The sequence below is a fragment of the Microbispora bryophytorum genome, from assembly GCF_006874465.1.
Lineage (GTDB): Bacteria > Actinomycetota > Actinomycetes > Streptosporangiales > Streptosporangiaceae > Microbispora > Microbispora bryophytorum.
The window spans coordinates 16,303-35,335 of sequence record NZ_VIRL01000007.1 but is presented as its reverse complement, the minus strand read 5'-3'; the positions used below and the strand labels follow the sequence as shown (position 1 = coordinate 35,335).

General features: G+C 71.2%; 15 protein-coding genes and 2 pseudogenes. 11 read left to right on the top strand and 6 right to left on the bottom strand.

What is annotated here, in order from left to right:
• Positions 1-117 precede the first annotated feature (117 nt).
• From FLX07_RS15365 to FLX07_RS15350, 4 genes are read right to left on the bottom strand one after another with little or no spacing between them, the layout of a single operon-like run.
• Complete coding sequence (locus FLX07_RS15365) at positions 118-825, bottom strand: gamma-glutamyl-gamma-aminobutyrate hydrolase family protein (protein ID WP_142571467.1); 708 nt, start codon at positions 823-825, stop codon at positions 118-120.
• Positions 826-836: 11 nt separating this feature from the next.
• Complete coding sequence (locus tag FLX07_RS15360; protein WP_142571466.1) at positions 837-1,601, bottom strand: 3-oxoacyl-ACP reductase; 765 nt, start codon at positions 1,599-1,601, stop codon at positions 837-839.
• A 4-nt stretch (positions 1,602-1,605) separates the two neighbouring features.
• The gene (locus FLX07_RS15355) at positions 1,606-2,991 is read right to left on the bottom strand and encodes an aldehyde dehydrogenase family protein (RefSeq protein ID WP_223853446.1); all 1,386 of its coding nucleotides are present in this window, start codon (positions 2,989-2,991) and stop codon (positions 1,606-1,608) included.
• Positions 2,958-4,295: a glutamine synthetase family protein gene (locus tag FLX07_RS15350; protein WP_280116555.1), complete on the bottom strand. Its 1,338-nt coding sequence runs from the start codon at positions 4,293-4,295 to the stop codon at positions 2,958-2,960. The genes FLX07_RS15355 and FLX07_RS15350 overlap by 34 nt, the downstream gene beginning before the upstream one ends.
• A gap of 146 nt (positions 4,296-4,441) precedes the next feature.
• Here FLX07_RS15350 and FLX07_RS15345 point away from each other — a divergent pair, with 146 nt between their 5' ends.
• The 5 genes from FLX07_RS15345 to FLX07_RS15325 all read left to right on the top strand — a co-directional run bounded on the left by FLX07_RS15345 (position 4,442) and on the right by FLX07_RS15325 (position 9,645).
• Positions 4,442-5,245, top strand: coding sequence for a FadR/GntR family transcriptional regulator (locus FLX07_RS15345; RefSeq protein ID WP_223853432.1), 804 nt, complete (start codon positions 4,442-4,444; stop codon positions 5,243-5,245).
• Positions 5,246-5,288: 43 nt separating this feature from the next.
• On the top strand, positions 5,289-6,149 hold the full coding sequence (locus FLX07_RS15340; RefSeq protein ID WP_223853431.1) for a hypothetical protein: 861 nt from the start codon (positions 5,289-5,291) through the stop codon (positions 6,147-6,149).
• A gap of 106 nt (positions 6,150-6,255) precedes the next feature.
• A complete protein-coding gene (locus tag FLX07_RS15335) occupies positions 6,256-6,450 on the top strand; it encodes a hypothetical protein (protein ID WP_142571464.1) in 195 nt (64 codons plus the stop codon).
• A 299-nt stretch (positions 6,451-6,749) separates the two neighbouring features.
• Complete coding sequence (locus tag FLX07_RS15330; RefSeq protein WP_142571658.1) at positions 6,750-8,531, top strand: ABC transporter ATP-binding protein; 1,782 nt, start codon at positions 6,750-6,752, stop codon at positions 8,529-8,531.
• Between the two features lie 295 nt (positions 8,532-8,826).
• Positions 8,827-9,645, top strand: a complete 819-nt coding sequence (locus FLX07_RS15325) for an alpha/beta fold hydrolase (protein WP_142571463.1) — start codon at positions 8,827-8,829, stop codon at positions 9,643-9,645.
• Positions 9,646-9,956: 311 nt separating this feature from the next.
• Here the strand turns inward: FLX07_RS15325 and FLX07_RS15320 are convergent, their stop codons facing one another.
• Positions 9,957-10,499, bottom strand: coding sequence for a PadR family transcriptional regulator (locus FLX07_RS15320; protein WP_142571462.1), 543 nt, complete (start codon positions 10,497-10,499; stop codon positions 9,957-9,959).
• A gap of 39 nt (positions 10,500-10,538) precedes the next feature.
• On the opposite strand from FLX07_RS15320, the gene FLX07_RS15315 reads away from it, so the two are divergent.
• Positions 10,539-10,886, top strand: a complete 348-nt coding sequence (locus FLX07_RS15315; RefSeq protein ID WP_142571461.1) for a hypothetical protein — start codon at positions 10,539-10,541, stop codon at positions 10,884-10,886.
• A gap of 556 nt (positions 10,887-11,442) precedes the next feature.
• On the top strand, positions 11,443-13,599 hold the full coding sequence (locus tag FLX07_RS38410) for a vWA domain-containing protein (protein WP_263407638.1): 2,157 nt from the start codon (positions 11,443-11,445) through the stop codon (positions 13,597-13,599).
• 290 nt (positions 13,600-13,889) lie between these two features.
• Here the strand turns inward: FLX07_RS38410 and tnpA are convergent.
• Positions 13,890-14,317, bottom strand: a pseudogene (gene tnpA, locus FLX07_RS15305) (IS200/IS605 family transposase).
• A gap of 23 nt (positions 14,318-14,340) precedes the next feature.
• Here tnpA and FLX07_RS15300 point away from each other — a divergent pair.
• The 4 genes and pseudogenes from FLX07_RS15300 to hutI all read left to right on the top strand — a co-directional run bounded on the left by FLX07_RS15300 (position 14,341) and on the right by hutI (position 18,875).
• Positions 14,341-15,491: pseudogene (locus FLX07_RS15300) on the top strand (RNA-guided endonuclease InsQ/TnpB family protein).
• 77 nt (positions 15,492-15,568) lie between these two features.
• Complete coding sequence (locus FLX07_RS15295) at positions 15,569-16,255, top strand: SDR family oxidoreductase (RefSeq protein WP_142571459.1); 687 nt, start codon at positions 15,569-15,571, stop codon at positions 16,253-16,255.
• Between the two features lie 74 nt (positions 16,256-16,329).
• On the top strand, positions 16,330-17,673 hold the full coding sequence (locus FLX07_RS15290) for a formimidoylglutamate deiminase (RefSeq protein WP_142571458.1): 1,344 nt from the start codon (positions 16,330-16,332) through the stop codon (positions 17,671-17,673).
• A gap of 53 nt (positions 17,674-17,726) precedes the next feature.
• Positions 17,727-18,875, top strand: coding sequence for an imidazolonepropionase (hutI, locus tag FLX07_RS15285; protein ID WP_142571457.1), 1,149 nt, complete (start codon positions 17,727-17,729; stop codon positions 18,873-18,875).
• The last annotated feature ends 158 nt before the right edge of the window (positions 18,876-19,033 follow it).

The following is a 19,033-nucleotide window of genomic DNA, read 5'->3' as shown; positions in this document are numbered from 1 at the left end:
CGGGTCGTCGCGGCGCCGCCTCCGGCCGCGGGAGCACGCGGGGCCCGGCCTCGGTACGCCGGGCGGGTGGCCGGGCCGCTCAAGCGCGACCGGACCGCCTATGCGCGACCGGACCGCCTATGCGCGACCGGGGCGGCGCCGGCCGGCGGCGGTGACCAGGGCGTGGAACAGCGGGCCGTCCTCGTCGGCCTCCGGGTGCCACTGGACGGCCAAGGCGAACGCCGCGTCCGTGACCGCGACGGCCTCGATCGTGCCGTCGTCGGAGCGGGCGGTGACCTCCAGCCCGCCGGCCAGGCGGTCGATCGCCTGGTGGTGATAGTGGGCGGGGGTGAGGTCCTCGCCGCCGTAGATCTCGGCCAACCCCGGCGAGAGCCGTACAGGGAGGCGGCCGAACGTCCCGGGGGCGGGGGAGTGGGCGGTGTGCCCGACCACGTCGGGCAGGTGCTGGTGGAGGGTGCCGCCCAGCGCCACGTTGAGCACCTGCAGGCCCCGGCAGATGCCGAGGAACGGCAGGCCGGTGCGCAGGGCGGCCTCCATCAGCCCGAACTCCGCCTCGTCGCGGAACTCCCGGACATATCCGGTCTGTTCGGCGGGCGGCGCGCCGTAGCGGGCGGGGTCGATGTCGCCCCCGCCCGCGATGATCAGCCCGTCCAGCCGCCCGGCCAGCGCGGCCGGCTCCCCGGCGGGCGGCAGGATGACCGGCTGGCCGCCCGCCCGCGCGATGTGGTCGACGTACATGTACGGCAGCAGCGCCGCCGTCATCTCCCAGACGGTGAACCTCGCCGGCTCGACGTAGCACGTCACGCCGATCACGGGACGAGCCATGGGCTTACCCCTTACAGCGGAGTGACGTACGCGCCGGAGATGCCGCCGTCGACCAGGAACTCCGAGGCGGTGATGAACGACGCGTCGTCGGAGGCGAGGAACGCGACCGCCGCGGCGATCTCCTCGGCCCGGGCGAAGCGGCCGATCGGCACGTGGACCAGGCGGCGCTGGGCGCGCTCGGGGTCCTTGGCGAACAGCTCCCGCAGCAGCGGGGTGTCCACCGGTCCGGGGCACAGCGCGTTGACCCGGATGCCCTCGCGGGCGAACTGGACGCCCAGCTCCCGGCTCATCGCGAGCACGCCGCCCTTGGAGGCGGTGTAGGAGATCTGCGAGGTGGCCGAGCCCATCACCGCGACGAACGACGCGGTGTTGATGATCGAGCCCTTGCCCTGCCGCTGCATGTACGGGATCGCGTGCCTGCAGCACAGGTAGACGCTGGTGAGGTTGACCTCCTGCACCCGGCGCCAGGCGTCGATGCCGGTCTCCAGGATGGAGTCGTCGTCCGGCGGCGAGATGCCCGCGTTGTTGAACGCGATGTCGACGCTGCCGAACTCCTCGAACGCGGTCCGGTACATCCGGGCCACGTCGTCCTCGTTCGCCACGTCGGCCTTGACGAACAGGCCGCCGACCTCACCGGCGGCCTTCGCGCCGGCCTCCTCGTCGAGGTCGGCCACCACGACCTTGGCGCCCTCTTGGGCGAACCGGTGGGCCGTGGCCAGCCCGATGCCGCTGCCCGCCCCGGTGATGACGGCGACGCGGTCCTGCAAACGCTGCATTGTTCTACTCCGTGGAGATGAAGACGTTCTTGGTCTCGGTGAAGGCCGACAGGGCGTCGGGGCCGAGCTCCCGGCCGAGGCCCGACTGCTTGAAGCCGCCGAACGGGGTCCAGTAGCGGACGCTGGAGTGCGAGTTGACCGACAGGTTGCCCGCCTCGACGGCCCGCGCCACCCGCAGCGCCCGGCCAACGTCGCGGGTCCAGATCGACCCCGACAGGCCGTACGCCGTGTCGTTGGCGATCCGTACGGCGTCGGCCTCGTCCTCGAACGGCACGACGGTCACCACGGGTCCGAAGATCTCCTCGGTGAACGCCCTGCGGAAGGACTCCGAGGACGACCCGGCCAGCAGGGTGGGCGGGAACCAGTAGCCGGGTCCGCTCGGGCAGGACCCGGCGGCGTACACGTCGGCCCGGTCGACGAACGACGCGACGCGCTCCCGGTGCTCGGCGCTGATCAGCGGGCCCATCTGGCTCGCCGGGTCGTTCGGGTCGCCGACCTTCACCTCCCGCACCGCCTGCGACAGGCGCACGAGGAAGCCGTCGTAGACGGAGCGCTCCACCAGGATGCGCGAGCGGGCGCAGCAGTCCTGGCCGGAGTTGTCGAAGACCGCCATGGGCGCCGAGGCCGCGGCCTTGTCGAGGTCGGCGTCGGCGAAGACGATGTTGGCGCTCTTGCCGCCCAGCTCCAGCGTCACCCGCTTGACCTGCTCGGCCGCCTTGGCGCCGATCAGTCTCCCGACCTCGGTCGAGCCGGTGAACACGATCTTCCGCACGTCGGGGTGCTCGACGAGACGGGCCCCGGCGACCTCACCCTCGCCGGGGACGACCTGGAGCACGCCCTCGGGCAGCCCGGCCTCCAGGGCGAGCTCGGCCAGCCGCAGCGCGGTCAGCGGGGTCCACTCGGCCGGCTTCACGATCACCGTGTTTCCGGCGGCGAGGGCAGGGGCGGCTCCCCAGGTCATGACGACCATCGGGAAGTTCCACGGCACGATGATCCCGACCACGCCCAGCGGCTCGGCGAACGTGACGTCCACCCCGCCGGGCACCGGGATCTGCCTGCCGTGGTCGCGCTCGGGCGCGCCCGCGTAGAAGTTCAGCACGTCGCGGACGTTGCCCGCCTCCCAGCGGGCGTTGCCCACCGTGTGGCCGGCGCCGGTGATCTCCAGCCGCGCCAGCTCCTCCGCGTGGTCCTCCACGACCTGCGCGAAGCGGCGCAGCAGCCGGGCCCGCTCGCCCGGGGCGACCGCGCGCCAGGCCGGGAAGGCCCGGACGGCCCGCTCGACCGCGCGGTCCACCTCGGCGGCGTCCGCCATCTCGACTTCGGCGATCACGTCCTCGGTCGCCGGATTGACTATCTTCACAGCCGTTCGAACCCCCGATAGAGCTCCCAGTCGGTGACCGCCGCGTCGAAGGCGGCCAGCTCGACCCTCGCGTTGTTGGCGTAGTGCTCGACCACGTCCTTGCCAAACGCCTCCTCGGCGATCGGCGAGCCCTCCCACAGCGTCAGCGCGTCGCGGAGCGTGGCGGGCACCCGCTCGGCCCCGGAGTCGTAGGCGTTCCCGCCGAACGGCTCGTCCAGCTCCAGCCCGGCGTCGATGCCGCGCAGCCCCGCCGCGATCATGGCCGCGACCGCGAGGTAGGGATTGACGTCGCCGCCCGGCACCCGGTTCTCGATCCGCAGGGAGGGGCCGTGGCCGACCAGCCGCAGCGAGCAGGTGCGGTTGTCCACGCCCCACTTGACGGCGGTGGGAGCGAAGCTGCCGGGCACGAAGCGCTTGTAGGAGTTGACGTTGGGCGCGTAGAGCAGCGTCAGCTCCCGCATCGCCGCGAGCTGCCCGGCGACGAAGCGCCGGCCCGTCTCCGACAGCCCGTACGACTCGCCGCCCGCCATCACGGGCGTGCCGCCGGCGTCGCGCAGCGAGATGTGGATGTGGCAGGAGTTGCCCTCGCGCTGGTTCGGCTTGGCCATGAATGTGATCGACCTGCCCTCCTGGGCGGCGATCTCCTTGGCGCCGTTCTTGTAGAACACGTGGTTGTCGCAGGTGGACAGCGCGTCGGCGTACCGGAAGGCGATCTCGTGCTGGCCGAGGTTGCACTCGCCCTTGGCGGACTCGACGTACAACCCGGCGCCCTCCATGCCGAGCCTGATCCTGCGCAGCAGCGGCTCGATCCGGGAGGTGCCGAGCAGCGAGTAGTCGACGTTGTAGAGGTTGGCCGGGGTCAGGTCGCGGTAGCCCCGCTGCCAGGCCTGCTCGTAGCTGTCGTCGTAGACGACGAACTCCAGCTCGGTGCCGACGTAGGCGGTCCAGCCGCGTTCGGCGAGCCGGGCGAGCTGGCGGCGCAGGATCTGCCGGGGGGAGGGCACGACGTCCGCGCCGTCCTCCCACACGAGGTCGGCCAGCAGCAGCACGGTGCCCTCGTGCCAGGGCACGCGGCGCAGCGTCGACAGGTCCGGCCGCATGACGAAGTCGCCGTAGCCGCGCTCCCAGGACGACATGGCGTATCCGCCCACGGTGTTCATGTCGACGTCGACGGCGAGCAGGTAGTTGCAGCCCTCCGCGGAGTGGTCCAGCACCTCCTCCAGGAAGTACCGCGCCGACAGCCGCTTGCCCTGCAGCCGCCCCTGCATGTCGGTGACCGCGAGCAGGACCGTGTCCACGCGGCCCGCTTCGACGTCATCGCGGAGTCGCTCCACGCTGAGCACGGTGCCTCCCGTCCAAAAGTCTGGAATCAGACCATTGAGGGCATGCAAGCACCATGTTCCCCTCGTCGTCAACAATGTCCGGGGGGTTTACCCTCGGTCACAGAGACGGGGGACCCGCGGTGACGGGTGGAGGGACGATGCGCATGGAGAGCACCCCGGCGGACGCGTCCGTCTCCGGCCCCCGGGCTCCGGTCGCGTCCGCGTCGCGGGACGCGACCGTGGGGATCACCGGCGTGGTGTCGCTGCTGCGGCCGGTGCGGGCGGGCAACGCGTTCGAGGAGACCGTCGAGCGCCTGCTGCAGGCCATCAAGCTCGGCGTCGTCCCGCACGGCGAGAAGCTGCCGCCGGAGCGCGAGCTGGCCACCCGGCTCGGCATCAGCAGGGTCACGCTGCGCGAGGCGATCCGCGCGCTGCAGGAGGCCGGCTACCTCGACGTGCGGCGCGGCCGGTACGGCGGGGCCTTCGTCGTCTACCGGCCGCCGAGCCCGCGCAAGGGCGACCTGCGCAGGGCCGTCACCCGCATGGGCGAGGACGATCTCGAAGACGCGCTGACGTTCCGGATGGCCGTCGAGTGCGGGGCGGCCCGGGTGCTCGCGACCGCCGACCTGACCCCGCGGCAGCGGGAGACGCTGGCCGCCCGGCTGTCCGGGGTGAACGACGCGGCGCCGGACGACTACCGCCGGATGGACATCGCGTTCCACCTGGCGATCGCGGAGCTGAGCGGCTCGCCGCTGCTGGCCGCCGCCTGCGCCGACGCCCGGCTGCGGGTGACCGATCTGCTCAACGCGATCCCCGTGCTGCGGCCCAACATCGAGCACGCGGCCGTCCAGCACGCCGCCATCGCCGCCGCGATCGTGGACGGCGACCCCGAGGCCGCCGAACGGGCGGTGGCCGAGCACCTGGAGGGCACGGCGGCCCTGCTGCGCGGCTTTCTCGCCTGACCGCTTCCCCCGCCACGTAGCATCGAGGCCGGGGGATCGCTTCATGGCCTACTGGTTTCACGAACGCATCGTCGAGGTGCACCGTCTGCCGCTGTTCTGCTTCTTCGTCGCGCTGATCACGGCGTTCGTCTTCACGCGGGTGAACGCACGGCTGATCAGGGCGCGGGTGCGGTGGCTCGGCAACGTGAGCGTGGGCGAGATGCACATCCACCACGTGGTGTTCGGCGTGGTGCTCTCGCTGCTCGGCGGGGTGGCCGGGCTGGTCCTGTCGGACGTGTCCACCGGCTGGTATGCCTTCTCCGCCGCCGTGTTCGGCGTGGGCGCCGCCCTCGTGCTCGACGAGTTCGCACTGATCCTGCACCTGCGCGACGTCTACTGGCAGGAGGAGGGCCGCACCTCCGTGGACGCGGTCTTCGTGGCGATCGCGGCCACCGGCCTGCTGCTGCTCGGGCTGCGGCCGCTCGCCTGGAGCGGCACGGACGGCCGAGGCGGCTGGACGGCTTCGGCGTTCCTCTTCGTCAACCTCGTCTTCGCCATGATCACCCTGCTCAAGGGGAAGATCTGGAGCGGCCTGCTGGGACTGTTCGTGCCGCCGCTGCTGTACGTGGGGGCGGTGCGGGTGGCCCGTCCCGGCTCGCCCTGGGCCCGCTGGTGCTACTCGGAGCGGGCGAGGCGGCCCCGGCCGCGCCTGATGGCCAAGGCGATCCACCGGGAGGAGCGCTGGCGCCGCCCGGTCATCCGGGTGAAGATCGCGGTGCAGGAGTTCGTCTGCGGCCGCCACGACCTGCCCGCGCCCGCGCTGCCCGCCCCGCACCACCGGCGGCGGGTCGTCTCCCCGCGACCCCGGGCGGGGGCGGACCACCCCGGGCGCCCCTGGCGGTCGGGCCGGCCTCGCCCCCGCTGACCCCGCCGGAACCCGTGCGACGTGCGCGGATCCCCCCTGAGTATTTCGGCCGGTTCTGTGGGTATTTCACCCTGTGTAAGAACTGTTGGGGGGCGGGAGGACGGTAATGGAGTCTCGCGAGCGGTTCGTGTTCCAACGGATGGCGGCCCAGCTCAAACGGGAGACGGCGCTACTCACGGGGGACCGGTTGATGGCCGCCGAGGCGCGTGGCGAGGAGGCCGAGGCCGACCTGTGTCTCACGTGGTACGAGATCATGGACACCGTCCGGGAGATCCGCCTGCTCTACGGAGTGCCCGGATGACGGACCGTCACGGTGGATGCTCGGGCGATACTGCGACGGTGACCGCGTCTTCCCCCTTACCGGCGCCGCCGTTCCACCTGCGCCTCGTCGAGGACGCGCGGCCCGTCCGGCCAGTCGTGCGAGGTCGCCCTGCCCCGTGAGCCGCTCAGTGAGCCGCTCCGTGAGCCGCTCCGTGAGCCGCTGCGCGACCGTCCCGCCGACATCGGCCCGAAATCCCCGCGCGCACACCGGCGTTTCCGGTGAACTAGGGTCTCCGGAAGATCGCACGCCGGGTTCGCGCGAAGGGGGCTCCAGTGGGGATGGAGGGCGACGGCCCTGACGGTGGTCAGCCCGCGCCACGGCCGAAGGCGTCCCTGGGGGAACGCGCCTCCTGGCGGCTGCTGCTCGGCCAGGTGCGCCCCCACCGGCGGGTGCTCCTGCTGGGCGGCCTGCTCAGCCTCGTGGGCAGCCTCGCCGGGCTCGCCATGCCGGTCATGGCCAAGCGGGTGATCGACGCGTTCGGCGCGGGCGGCGCGCTGGCGGGTCCGGTGCTCGGGCTGTCGGCCGCGGTCCTGGTCGGCGCGCTGATCTCGGCGGCCGGGCGGTTCCTGCTGGAGCGGATGGGCGAGACGATCGTGCTCGACTCGCGACGGGGCCTGGTGGACCGCATCCTGCGGCTCACGGTCTCCGACGTGGACCGGCTCAAGCCCGGCGATCTGCTGTCGCGGGTCAGCTCCGACACCACCCTGCTGCGGGCCGTGTGCACGGACGCGCTCGCGTCCCTGGTCGGGGCGGTCTTCATGTTCCTCGGCGCCGCCGTGATGATGGCGATCATGGACGGCCTGCTGCTCGGGGTCACGCTCGCCGTCGTCGGCCTGGTCGCGGTCATGGGCGTGGCCATCGCGCCGCGCATCCGGCGGGCCTCGCTCCAGGCGCAGGTGGCGCTCGGCGAGATGAGCTCGATGCTCGACCGCGCCCTCCAGGCGTTCCGTACGGTCAAGGCCAGCGGCGCGGAGGCGCGGGAGACCGCGGTGGTGGGCGCGGCGGCCGTCGAGGCGCGCGACCGTGGCGTGGCCGCCGCCGCGTGGACCTCGCTGGCCGGGATCGGCGCCTGGATGTCGGTCCAGCTCGCGTTCCTCGCGGTGCTGGGGGTGGGCGGCGCGCGGGTCGCGTCGGGGGAGATGGAGATCTCCGCCCTGATCGCCTTCCTGCTGTACCTGTTCTACCTGGTCTCCCCGATCGGCCAGATCATCCAGAGCCTCACCCAGATCCAGAACGGCCTGGCCGCGGTGACCCGCATCCAGGAGATCGCCGCGATGCGCACCGAGCCCGCCGCCGCACCCGTGGCGCGGGCCGGCGGCGAGCCCGTCGGGGTGACCTTCTCCGGGGTCGTCTTCCGGTACGGCGAGGACCGGCCGGTGGTCCACAACGGCGTGACGTTCGAAGTGCCGGCCGGCGGCATGACCGCGCTGGTCGGCCCCTCCGGCGCGGGCAAGTCGACGGTGTTCGGCCTCATCGAGCGGTTCTACGAGCCGCAGGAGGGGACGATCGCCGTCGGCGGGCGCGACATCCGCGACTGGCCGCTCGGCGAGCTGCGGGCCATGCTCGGGTACGTCGAGCAGGACGCCCCCGTGCTCGCGGGGACGTTGCGGGAGAACCTCGCCTTCGGCGCGCCCGGCGTGACCGACGAGGAGGTGGCCCGCGCCCTCGCCCGTACGCGCCTGGACGACCTGGTCGAGCGGCTGCCCGAGGGACTGCGGACGCCGGTCGGGCATCGCGGCATCCTGCTGTCGGGCGGCGAGCGGCAGCGGGTCGCCATCGCCAGGGCACTGCTGCGCAGGCCCAGGCTGCTGCTGCTCGACGAGGCGACCTCCCAGCTCGACGCGGTCAACGAGATGCGGCTGCGGGAGGTCGTGGCGGAGGTGGCGCGCGATACGACGGTCCTGGTGATCGCCCACCGCCTGTCCACCGTGACCGGGGCCGACCGGATCGTGGTGATGGAGGCCGGTCGCGTGCGGGCCTGGGGCACCCACGACGAGCTGGTCGCGGCCGACGAGCTCTACCGCGAGCTCGCCGCCACGCAGTTCCTCGTCTCGTCCTGACCGGGCGGCCCGCGATCCGTCCGCACACGCCATGGCGAAGCCGTGAGCAGCCCTTACACCGGGCCACAGCTTCTTTCGACCGGGAACCGGGAACGTCGCAGGTGCGTAACCTCTCCTTCACCACCGCCCGGTTGCCGGTGCCATCGCGCGTGCGGGCGCGTCCGGTGACCCGGGTCGGAGGCGGGGCGCCCGGCCGGTTCGGCAGGGCGCCCCGCCGCTTACCTCTCACGTAATCGATCTTCGCGCTGCGACCCGTCAGGCTCGGACGTGTTCGACCGAGACCTGAGGAGTGCGGATGTTCTTCGAGACCGCTGACGGCACGCGACTGGCCTACGAGGACTACGGGCAGGGTGAGCCGATCCTTTTCCTGGCGAGCTGGGTGCTGCACAGCGACATGTGGGAGTACCAGCTTCCGTTCTTCGTCGAGCACGGCTACCGGTGCGTGACGCTTGACCGGCGCGGGCACGGCCGCTCCGACCGCCCCTCGACGGGCTACGACCTGGACACCCTCGCTGACGACGTGGCTGCGCTGATCGAGCACCTCGGACTGCGCCGCGTGACCCTGGTCGGGCACTCGGCAGGGGGCTCCGAGATCGCTCGTTACCTGGCCAGGCACGGTGAGGACAGGGTGGCCCGGGTCGCGTTCGTCTCCGCCGTCCTGCCGTTCCTCAAGCGGACCGCGGACAACCCGGAGGGCGCCCCCGAGGAGGGGCTGCGGGCCACGCTCGCCCAGTTCGCCACCGACCGGCCGAAGTGGTTCGCCCGGCAGGCGCAGGTGTGGTTCGCCACGCACCTCGGCAACGACGTCTCCCCGGCGCTCGTCGACTGGACGCTCGCGCAGTGCCTGTCGACCTCGCCGTGGGCGACCGCGCGGCTGTTCGAGGCGATCTACCACGCCGACCACCGGGACGGGCTGCGCGCGATCACCGTTCCCGCGCTCGTCGTGCACGGCGCCGCGGACATGTCGGCGCGGGTCGAGACGACCGGCCGCCGTACGGCCGCCCTCGTTCCCGGGGCGGTCTACAAGGAGTACCCCACCGGCGGGCATGGGCTGTTCGTGACCCACAAGGACGCCCTGAACGACGACCTGCTGGCCTTCCTCAAGAACGGTTAGCCGGCGCCCGCCCGGCCTCGACCGCGTGGTGAAGCGGGTTGACCTGGGCCACAGTCCGCATCCACTCGGGGCGAGTGACATCGGCAGCAGGATGCCGGTGAACAGGATCAGCGGCAGCGCGAAGAACTGCAGGATCTGCGACATGCCGTTCTCGTCCACGCCGCCGGCCTGGCCGACGTACCCGATGCGGCGCCGCACCTGCCCGGGGGAGGTCGGCAGGTCGTGCCCGGCCACCGTCGCGGTGCCGGCGGTGGGCGTGACCAGCGTCGCCGGCATGCGGATCGCGGGTGATCATTTCGTCTCCTCGCCGGTCAGGGGATGTCGTCGCGTTCGATGCGAGCGACGGCCTGTTCCAGCCACTCCAGTTGGGCGCGATATTCGGCCGCGCTCAACGCCAGGCACTCGTCCACGTGCCGCGGGGCGTCCGCCGCGCGCTTGGCGTTGCGGGCCCGCTCGAAGCTCGCGAACCCCGCACGCAGCCTCTCGGTCCTCTCCCGTACGACCGCCAGCAGGTCGGCCTTCGGCAGCCGGTCCATGAACGTCAGCGCGACCTGGAACGGGTCGACGATCGGCATGATCTCCGACCAGTGCTCGCGCAGTCGCCGGTCGAACTCGGCCCGTCCCTGGGGAGTGATGGCGTAGACCGTGCGCCCGCGCCCGTCGGGGGGTCCGCTGTCGCCGGCCACCTCCAGCAGGCCCTCCTGGGCCATCTTCCCCAGCGCGTGGTAGATCGAGCCGAAGGCGATGTTGGCCCAGTGCTGGGTGCCCCACAGTTCGAGCGTCTTGCGCACCTCGTATCCGTGCAGCGGCCCGTCCAGCAGCACGCCCAGGATCATCACACGCGTCGATGTCATATTCAAATTTGTATACAAGTTTGAGTATGGTGGTCAACCATGAACCCCGACACAGACAGGCACGAGATCCGCAGGGACGACGACGGCGCCCTGCTCGGCTACGTCCAGCGGATCGGCGAGGAATGGGAGCCGCTGACCGTCTTCGGCTACCCCATCGGCGCGGCAGGGCCGTACGAGCGGGCCGAGGAGGAGGTGCGCCGTACCGGGCTCGACGTGCTCGCCGGGCAGTGGGAGTTCCTGGAGGACGGCGAGTGGTACCGCTGCGTGATCCTTGAGGCCGCCGCAGGCGAGGTGCGGGTGCGCCCGGCCGACCACCGCTACCCGCACCACCGCTACGCCCTGACCCTGGAGCGCCCCACTTCCGAGACGCTGCGCCCGCAGCGGTGAGGCGCGTTTTCGGCTGCGTGCGGTTGTGCTTCGCCGGGGTGCCGAGTCGTGACCGGAAGTCGTCGTATTTGTCGGATTCGGTCGATTTTGAATGAGCGTGGAGGACTGTCGGCCGGCTCTGCGGCGATGCGCATAACCGTGATTCAGGCGGTCCGGAGGGCTGGAAACGGCCGTTCTTTTTCGAAGCGGAAAAACTGAAAATCTCTCATTTCCCCGGGCGTACCCAAAGAAGACCTCGGTAGGAACCGCTGCTCGCGGGTGCCTCCCATCGGCTGGAAGTGGCCGACTGTGGCCACTCGGGAACTTGCCGTAAGTGGCCTATTTACATCTATTCGCCGACCGGTCACCATATGACCGTGGCCACACCCCCTCGTTGATCAGCGGCTGGCGCTGAAAAGGTCACCGAGGTCGTCAGGCGATGCGATTTCGTATTCGCTCGCGCCAACACATGAGGGGAGGACGTCCCGGCTGGCGCAATCATGGCAATTTCTGAATGGCCAGCGATTTCGAATTCGTCAGGGCATGACGCCACATCAGAAGGAATGCAACCGTGAGAATGACGCGAAGATTACGGGCCGCCGTGTGCGTGGTGGCGGCCGGTGTGACGCTGGTGGCCGGGGTGGGGACGGCGTCCGCCGCGCCCGGGGTCACCCCGGCGGACGTGACGCTGAACCTGGACCCGGGGGGATCGACGACGATCGCCAAGACCGTGTCCACTCCGGCGGTCCCGCCCAAGCCGGATATCACGTTCCTGATCGACACGACAGGAAGCATGGGCGGGGTCATCTCGAACGTGCGGACCAATGCGAACACCATCTTGACCACCATCGCCTCGGCGCAGCCGGACGCGCAGTTCGCGGTCGCCGAGTACAAGGACGCGGCGGACACGACGCCGTTCCGGGTGGCGCAGAACCTCACCGCCAACCAGACCGATGTCGCCAACGGCCTCAACTCGCTGGCCGCGACGGGTGGCGGCGACTTCCCCGAGGACGGCATCAACGGTCTGTTCCAGGTCGCGTCCGGGGCGGTCGGCTTCCGTCCGAACAGCTCCCGGATCGTGTTGCTGATCGGGGACGCACCCAGCCACGACCCCAGCAGCGGCCATACGCTGGCCAACGCGATCAGCGCCCTGCAGGCGGCCGACATCACGGTGCTCGCGTTCGACCTGGCCGGGCTGGACTCGACCGGGCAGGCGACCGCGATCACCGACGCCACGGACGGTCAGCTGTTCTCCGGCCTCGACGCCTCGGAGGTCAGCGACACCATCCTGGCGGCCCTGCACAACCTGCCGGTCACGGTCACCCACCAGTTGAGCGACTGCGATCCGAACCTGTCGGTGTCCCTGACCCCGGGCAGCCGGACGGTGACCAGCGGCGATGACACCACCTTCACCGAGACCGTCTCCGTCGGCGCCGGAGCCGAACCGGGCAGCACGCTCACCTGCAAGGTGGACTTCCTGCTGAACGACGTCCTGTCGCCGGGCTTCACCGAGACGATCACCGAACACGTCCCCAAGGTGACTCCGTCGATCGCCACGACGCCGTCGGGCCAGGTGCCCGCGGGCGGGAACGTCTCTGACACGGCGACCCTGTCCGGTGGGTTCCATCCGACGGGCACCGTCGAGTTCCAGCTGTTCGGGCCCGGCGACACCGACTGCGAGACGCCCATCGCGACCCGCTCCGGGACGGTGTCGGGCGGCACCGCCGCGTCCGGGGACATCGCCGCGGGCGGGGTGGGCACCTACCGGTGGGTGGCCTCCTACAGCGGCGACGACGCGAACAACCCGGTCACCTCCGCGTGCGGCGACGAAGAGGTCGAGGTCGTCAAGGCCACCCCGGGCATCGCCACCACCCCATCGGGGTCCGTGCCGGCCGGCGGCGCCGTGTCCGACACCGCCAACCTCTCCGGCGGGTTCCACCCCGACGGCCAAGTCACATTCAAGCTGTACGCCCCCGGTGACACCGACTGCACGACGCCGATCGCCACCCGCACCGGCGACCTGTCCGGCAGCGGCACCGCCGCGTCCGGCAACGTGACCGTCGGCGCGGGCGGAACCTACCGGTGGACCGCCACCTACGGCGGCGACGCCGACAACAACTCCGTCACCTCGCCGTGCAGCGAGGAACAGGTCACCGTGACGCCGCAGCGGCTGACCGGGCGGGCCTACGGCCTGACCGCCGGCGCCTCCCTGGCCGGCATCCAACTGGTCAACATCGCACGCACCCCCGACACCGGCCCCGTCTCCACCACCTCGACCGGCACCACCTCGGTGCCCTGCACCGCCACCCTCAGCGGGCTGATCAGCGCGCACGCCCTGTGCGCCCAGGTGGCCACCACCGAGTTCCCCGGCAAATCCGTGGCCACCGCCTCCATCGACGACACCACCATCGGGATCACCGGCATCCCGGTGATCACCGTCAAGACCATCAAATCCAGCTCCACCACCACCTGCGCCGGATCGACCGGAACCACCACGATCGCCTCCCTCAAGGTCGGCAACACGGTGGTCATCGCGGAACCCACCAACATCCAGCCCAACACCACGGTCAACGTCGGCGTCGTCAAGCTGGTCCTCAACGAGCAGACCTCCTTCACCACCCCCGACAAGGGCCTGACCGTCAACGCCGTCCACGTCACCGTCAACGCCCTCGGCCTGGCCAAGACCAACGTCGTCCTGGCCTCCGCCGAAAGCGACATCGGCAACTGCCCGTAACCCCGCCCACCTGAACCGATCAACCCGAAGGCCGGGCGGAACACCGTCGTTCCGTCCGGCCTTCGGCCTGGCTTCAGACACCCCGGGGTCGCCATGCTCCGCGGCCGTGGCGGAGGCGAGCCCGCGGGCCCGGAGAACCGGCTCTCGCCCGCCACCGCGGCGTGGGCAGGACCACCAAACGCGCGTCACCCGAGCACCGGAACGGGAAGGGGTGAACGTCACCAAGATCTAGCCAGGAATCCCGGCCCTTCAGGGCCGGGAGGAATGGCTTCCCTACCTGCGCCCGGACGCTAGTCCGGGCGTTTCTGGTTCTCGACGTACTCCCGGAGGATCTCCAGCGGTGCGCCGCCACAGGAGGCGGCGAAGTACGACGGCGACCACAAGTGTCTGTGCATGATGTGCCGGTCGATCCGGCCGGTGAACTCCTTGTGCAGTGGTGAGCCGATACGCCCTTGAGCCGGTTGACCAGGGTCGAGATCGGCAGTTTCGGCGGGTAGTGCACGAGTAGGTGCACGTGATCGTCTTCGCCGTTGAACTCTCGCAGGGATGCGCCGAGCTGCTCACATACGTCCCGCATGACCTCTTCACAGCGGGCGAGCATCGCGTTGTCGAGCACGTCACGCTGGTATTTGGTGACGAAGACAAGATGTACGTGAAGGTTGTGGACGACGCTACGACCCCGTCTGACATCGGGATTCGGCTCCCATCGTGGTGACAAAGACACGACGTTGAACTGTGGGTGTGAAACTGGTAGTGCAGGTAAAACTCCTCCCCGACGCCGCCACCGACGCGGCGCTGCGGGAGACGCTGAACCTGTGCAACCGGGCCGCGAACTACGTCTCCCGGCGAGCGTTCGACACCAACATCAAGGGCAAGACCTCGCTTCAGCGGCTCGTCTACGGCGACCTGAAAGAGATGGGCTTGTCCGCGCAGCCGGCCATTCACGCCGCCCGTAAGGTCGCCGGGGCCTACGCCACAGTGAAGGCCAACCTGAAGGCCGGGAACTACGGCCCGCAGGGCTCCAAGCGGCGGGCCAAGGTCGAAAACAGCCCGGTGCGGTTCCGCAAGGACGCCGCCCAGCCGTTCGACGACCGGTGCCTGTCCTGGCAACCCGACGCCCTCACGGTGTCCATCTGGACCGTGCGAGGCCGGTCCGGGCGCTCCCGTTCGCCTGCTCCCCGGCACAGCTTGACATGCTGCGCCGGTATCGGCGGGGCGAGTCCGACCTGGTATTCCGGGGCGGGTCCTGGTACCTGTACGCCACCTGCGAGGTTCCCGAACCCGAAACCTTCGACCCGGACGGGTTCCTCGGCGTGGACCTGGGTATCGCGAACATCGCCACCACCTCCGATGGCGTCCGCTACGCGGGCAGGCAGTTGAACCAGGTACGGCACCGCAACCGGCGCTTGCGCTCCCGCCTGCAGTCCAAGGGCACCACGTCCGCCAAACGCCTTCTGGGTAAACTCTCCGGCCGCGAGGCACGCTTCGCCGCCGACAGCAACCACCGCATCGCCAAGCAGATCGTGACCGAGGCTGAACGCACCTCGCGCGGGGTCGCCCTGGAAGACCTGGGCGGCATCGGCGCGAGGGTACGGCTCCGCAAGCCCCAGCGGGTCACGCTCCACTCGTGGGCGTTCCACCAGCTCGGGCGGTTCGTCTCCTATAAAGCGGCCCGCGCCGGGGTGCCGGTGGTGTACGTGGACCCGGCCTACACCTCCCAGGGGTGCTCGGCGTGCGGCCACATCTCGAAGAAGAACCGGCCCGACCAGGCCACCTTCGCCTGCACGTCGTGCGGCTTCGCTGAGCACGCTGACGTGAACGCAGCCCGCAACATCGCCGTGCGTGGTGTCGCGGGCTGGGCAGTGAGTCACGCTGCCGACGACGCGGCCTGACCCGTGCACCCCATGCACGGTGAGGAGCTGCAAGCTCGGCCCTTCAGGGCCGAGAAGCTGACGCTAAGGTGAGGTGCATGCGACCCACGGCTCTGATCACCGGCGCCTCGCGGGGCGTGGGGGCGGCGATCGCCCGTGCTCTCGCCCCCGACTACGAGCTCTTCCTGGGCGGGCGGGACGGCACGGCGCTCGACGCGCTGTGCGCGGAACTGCCGGCGGCCCGCCCATGGGCGGTGGAGCTCACCGAGCTCACCCCGGCCGACGTCGAGGGGATCGACCGGATCGACCTGCTGGTCCACAGCGCGGGCATCGCCAGGCTCGGTCACCTCGCCGACACCCCGGCCGAGGTCTGGCGGCGGACGATGGACGTCAACGTCATCGCGGTCGCCGAGCTGACCCGGCTGCTGCTGCCCGCGCTGCGCGCGGCCCACGGGCACGTCGTGCTGATCAATTCGGGCGCGGGGCAGCGGGCCAACCCCAACTGGGGCGCCTACGCCGCGAGCAAGTTCGCCCTGCGCGCGTACGCGGACGTGCTGCGCGAGGAGGAACAGGCCAACGGCGTCCAGGTCACCACGATCTTTCCCGGGCGGGTGGACACGGACATGCAAAGGGACGTCCGCGCCCAGGAGGCAGGGCCGTACGAGCCGGGAAAATACCTGGAGCCGGAGTCGGTGGCGCGGGCCGTGCTGGTGGCGCTGACGGCCACGCCCGACGCCCATGTCACCGAGATCACCGTACGGCCGTCCGGGGGACCGACCCGCTGACGGCCGCACGAGGCGCGGGGGGACGGGAGTTCATTACAGTGGCACTACCGCCACGCCGCCCATCTGGAGGACCGGTGCACGTGACTTACTGGTGCGAGATGGCGTGGCTGCCGCCCGGCGAGGTCGTCGAGAGCGTGGTCGTCGGTGTCGAGGGCCACCGCATCGTGGAGATCAGGCCCGAGGTGGCGCCTCCCCCGGGAGCCGAACGGCTGGCCGGGCTCACGCTGCCCGGCCTGGCAAACTGTCACTCGCACGCCTTCCACCGCGCCCTGCGCGGCCACACCCAGACCGGCCGCGGCAGCTTCTGGACCTGGCGCGAGCGGATGTACGCGGTCGCCGAGGCGCTCGACCCGGACCGCTACCTCGCCCTGGCCACCGCGACGTACGCCGAGATGGCACTCGCCGGCATCACCACCGTGGCCGAGTTCCACTACCTGCACCACGGGGCCGGGGGCAGGCCCTACGCGGACCCGAACGCGATGGGCCACGCGCTGGTCGAGGCGGCCAGGACGGCCGGGCTGCGCATCACCCTGCTCGACACCTGCTATCTGACCGGCGGCATCGGCGAGGCCCTCACCGGCACCCAGCTGCGTTTCGGCGACGGGGACGCCGAGCGCTGGGCGGCCAGGGCCGACGATCTCGCCCAGGCGCACGAGGGCGAGCAGGACGTGGAGATCGGCGCGGCCATCCACTCGGTGCGCGCGGTGCCCCCCGAGCAGATGCACGTCGTCGTCGACTTCGCCCACCGGCACACCGGGCCGCTGCACGCGCACGTGTCGGAGCAGCAGGCCGAGAATGAGGCGTGCGTCGAGGTCTACTCGGCGACGCCCGTCCAGGTGCTGCACGACCACGGCGCGCTGGGCCCGCGCTCGACCGCCGTCCACGCCACCCACCTGTCCGACGTGGACGTGGCGCTGCTCGGCGGCTCCACCACCCACGTGTGCATGTGTCCCACCACCGAACGCGACCTCGCCGACGGCGTCGGCCCCGCCCGCCGGCTCCTGGAGGCCGGAGCGCCCATCACGCTGGGCACCGACAGCCAGGCGGTCATCGACCTGTTCGAAGAGGCCAGGGCGGTGGAGATGGACGAGCGGCTGGTCACCGGCGAGCGCGGGCACTGGCCCGCCGCGCAGCTCCTGCACGCCGCGACCGCCACCGGGCAGGCGTCGCTGGGCTTCCCCGACGCCGGGTGCCTGGTGGCCGGGGCCTGGGCCGACCTCGTCTCCGTCCGGCTCGACTCGGTCCGTACGGCCGGCGCGACCAAGGCGTCGGCGGTGGAGTCCGTGGTGTTCGCCGGCACCTCGGCCGACGTGCACTCGGTGGTCGCCGGGGGGCGGCGGATCGTGGAGGACGGGCGGCACGTGCTCGGCGACGTCGGGGCGCTGCTGCGCGACGCGCTCGCCCCGCTGCACCGGTGAGGTTTGCGCCGTTCGCGGGGTGGCGAGGATCAGGTGACGTGGGGCCGAGCGGCATGACATCAGTCGTTTTCACGGGGATCGGGCTGCTGTACACGGCAGACCCCGAGCGAGAGGAGATCGAGGACGCCGCGCTGGTCGTGGACGACGGCCTGGTCCGGTGGATCGGCCGTTCCGCCGACGCCCCGCCCGCCGACGAGCGGGTCGACGTGGAGGGGCGCGCCGTCATCCCGGGATTCGTGGACAGCCACGCGCACCTGGTCTTCGCCGGCGACCGCACCGAGGAGTTCGCCGCGCGGATGGCCGGACGGCCCTACACCGCGGGCGGCATCCGCTCGACCGTCGCCGCCACCCGCCGGGCCACCATCCCCGAACTCGTGTCCACCACCGCGCTGCTGGTCTCGGAGATGGTCATGCAGGGCGCGACGACGTTCGAGATCAAGAGCGGCTACGGCCTCACCGTGGAGGACGAGCGCCGCAGCCTGGAGATCGCGTGCCAGTTCACCGAGGAGACCACGTTCCTCGGAGCGCACGTCGTCCCGCCTGAGACGACCGCCGACGACTACGTCCGGCTCGTGACCGGCCCGATGCTGGAGGCGTGCGCGCCCTACGCCAAATGGGTGGACGTGTTCTGCGAGCGCGGCGCGTTCGGCGAGGAGCACAGCAGGGAGGTGCTCGCGGCGGGCCGCAAGGCCGGGTTGCGGCTCAGGGTGCACGCCAACCAGCTCGGACCGGGGCCGGGGGTGCGGCTGGCCTGCGAGATGGGGGCGGCCTCGGCCGACCACTGCACCCATCTCACCGATGCCGACGTGGACGCGCTCGCCGCGACCGGGGTGGTCGCCACCCTGCTGCCGGGCGCGGAGTTCTCCACCCGGTCGCCCTATCCGGACGCGCGGCGGCTGCTCGACGCGGGCGTCACGGTGGCCCTGGCGACCGACTGCAACCCGGGCTCCTCGTTCACCACTTCGATGCCGTTCTGCGTCGCCCTGGCCGTGCGCGAGATGGGCATGACGCCGCTGGAGGCCGTACGGGCGGCCACTCGCGGCGGCGCGCGGGCGCTGTGGCGCACCGACGTCGGCACCCTGGGCGTCGGCTCGCGCGCGGACCTCGTCATCCTGGAGGCGCCGTCGTACGTCCACCTCGCGTACCGGCCGGGAGTGCCGCTGGTGGCGCAGGTGTGGCGGACGGGGCGCCGCCTCGTTTAGACCCTCATAACCTGGGTAATCGCACTCTTTTCCGGCCTCGCATCCTCCTTGGGGAGGAAAACGAAACCATTCCCGGGTCGTATCCACATGGGGAATCTTTGCCATGGACCGGCCGTTGTGCGGGGCAGGAGCTGAAAACCGGGGGCCGTGCCGAGCGG

Bases quoted from the DNA above. Each gene is read 5' to 3' on its own strand.
- FLX07_RS15295 (WP_142571459.1), top strand. From the start codon at position 15,569: ATGCGACCCACGGCTCTGATCACCGGCGCCTCGCGGGGCGTGGGGGCG.
- FLX07_RS15340 (WP_223853431.1), top strand. From the start codon at position 5,289: ATGGCCTACTGGTTTCACGAACGCATCGTCGAGGTGCACCGTCTGCCG.
- FLX07_RS15335 (WP_142571464.1), top strand. From the start codon at position 6,256: ATGGAGTCTCGCGAGCGGTTCGTGTTCCAACGGATGGCGGCCCAGCTC.
- FLX07_RS15345 (WP_223853432.1), top strand. From the start codon at position 4,442: ATGCGCATGGAGAGCACCCCGGCGGACGCGTCCGTCTCCGGCCCCCGG.
- FLX07_RS38410 (WP_263407638.1), top strand. From the start codon at position 11,443: ATGACGCGAAGATTACGGGCCGCCGTGTGCGTGGTGGCGGCCGGTGTG.
- FLX07_RS15325 (WP_142571463.1), top strand. From the start codon at position 8,827: ATGTTCTTCGAGACCGCTGACGGCACGCGACTGGCCTACGAGGACTAC.
- FLX07_RS15330 (WP_142571658.1), top strand. From the start codon at position 6,750: ATGGAGGGCGACGGCCCTGACGGTGGTCAGCCCGCGCCACGGCCGAAG.
- FLX07_RS15365 (WP_142571467.1), bottom strand. From the start codon at position 825: ATGGCTCGTCCCGTGATCGGCGTGACGTGCTACGTCGAGCCGGCGAGG.
- hutI (WP_142571457.1), top strand. From the start codon at position 17,727: ATGACATCAGTCGTTTTCACGGGGATCGGGCTGCTGTACACGGCAGAC.
- FLX07_RS15360 (WP_142571466.1), bottom strand. From the start codon at position 1,601: ATGCAGCGTTTGCAGGACCGCGTCGCCGTCATCACCGGGGCGGGCAGC.
- FLX07_RS15315 (WP_142571461.1), top strand. From the start codon at position 10,539: ATGAACCCCGACACAGACAGGCACGAGATCCGCAGGGACGACGACGGC.
- FLX07_RS15320 (WP_142571462.1), bottom strand. From the start codon at position 10,499: ATGACATCGACGCGTGTGATGATCCTGGGCGTGCTGCTGGACGGGCCG.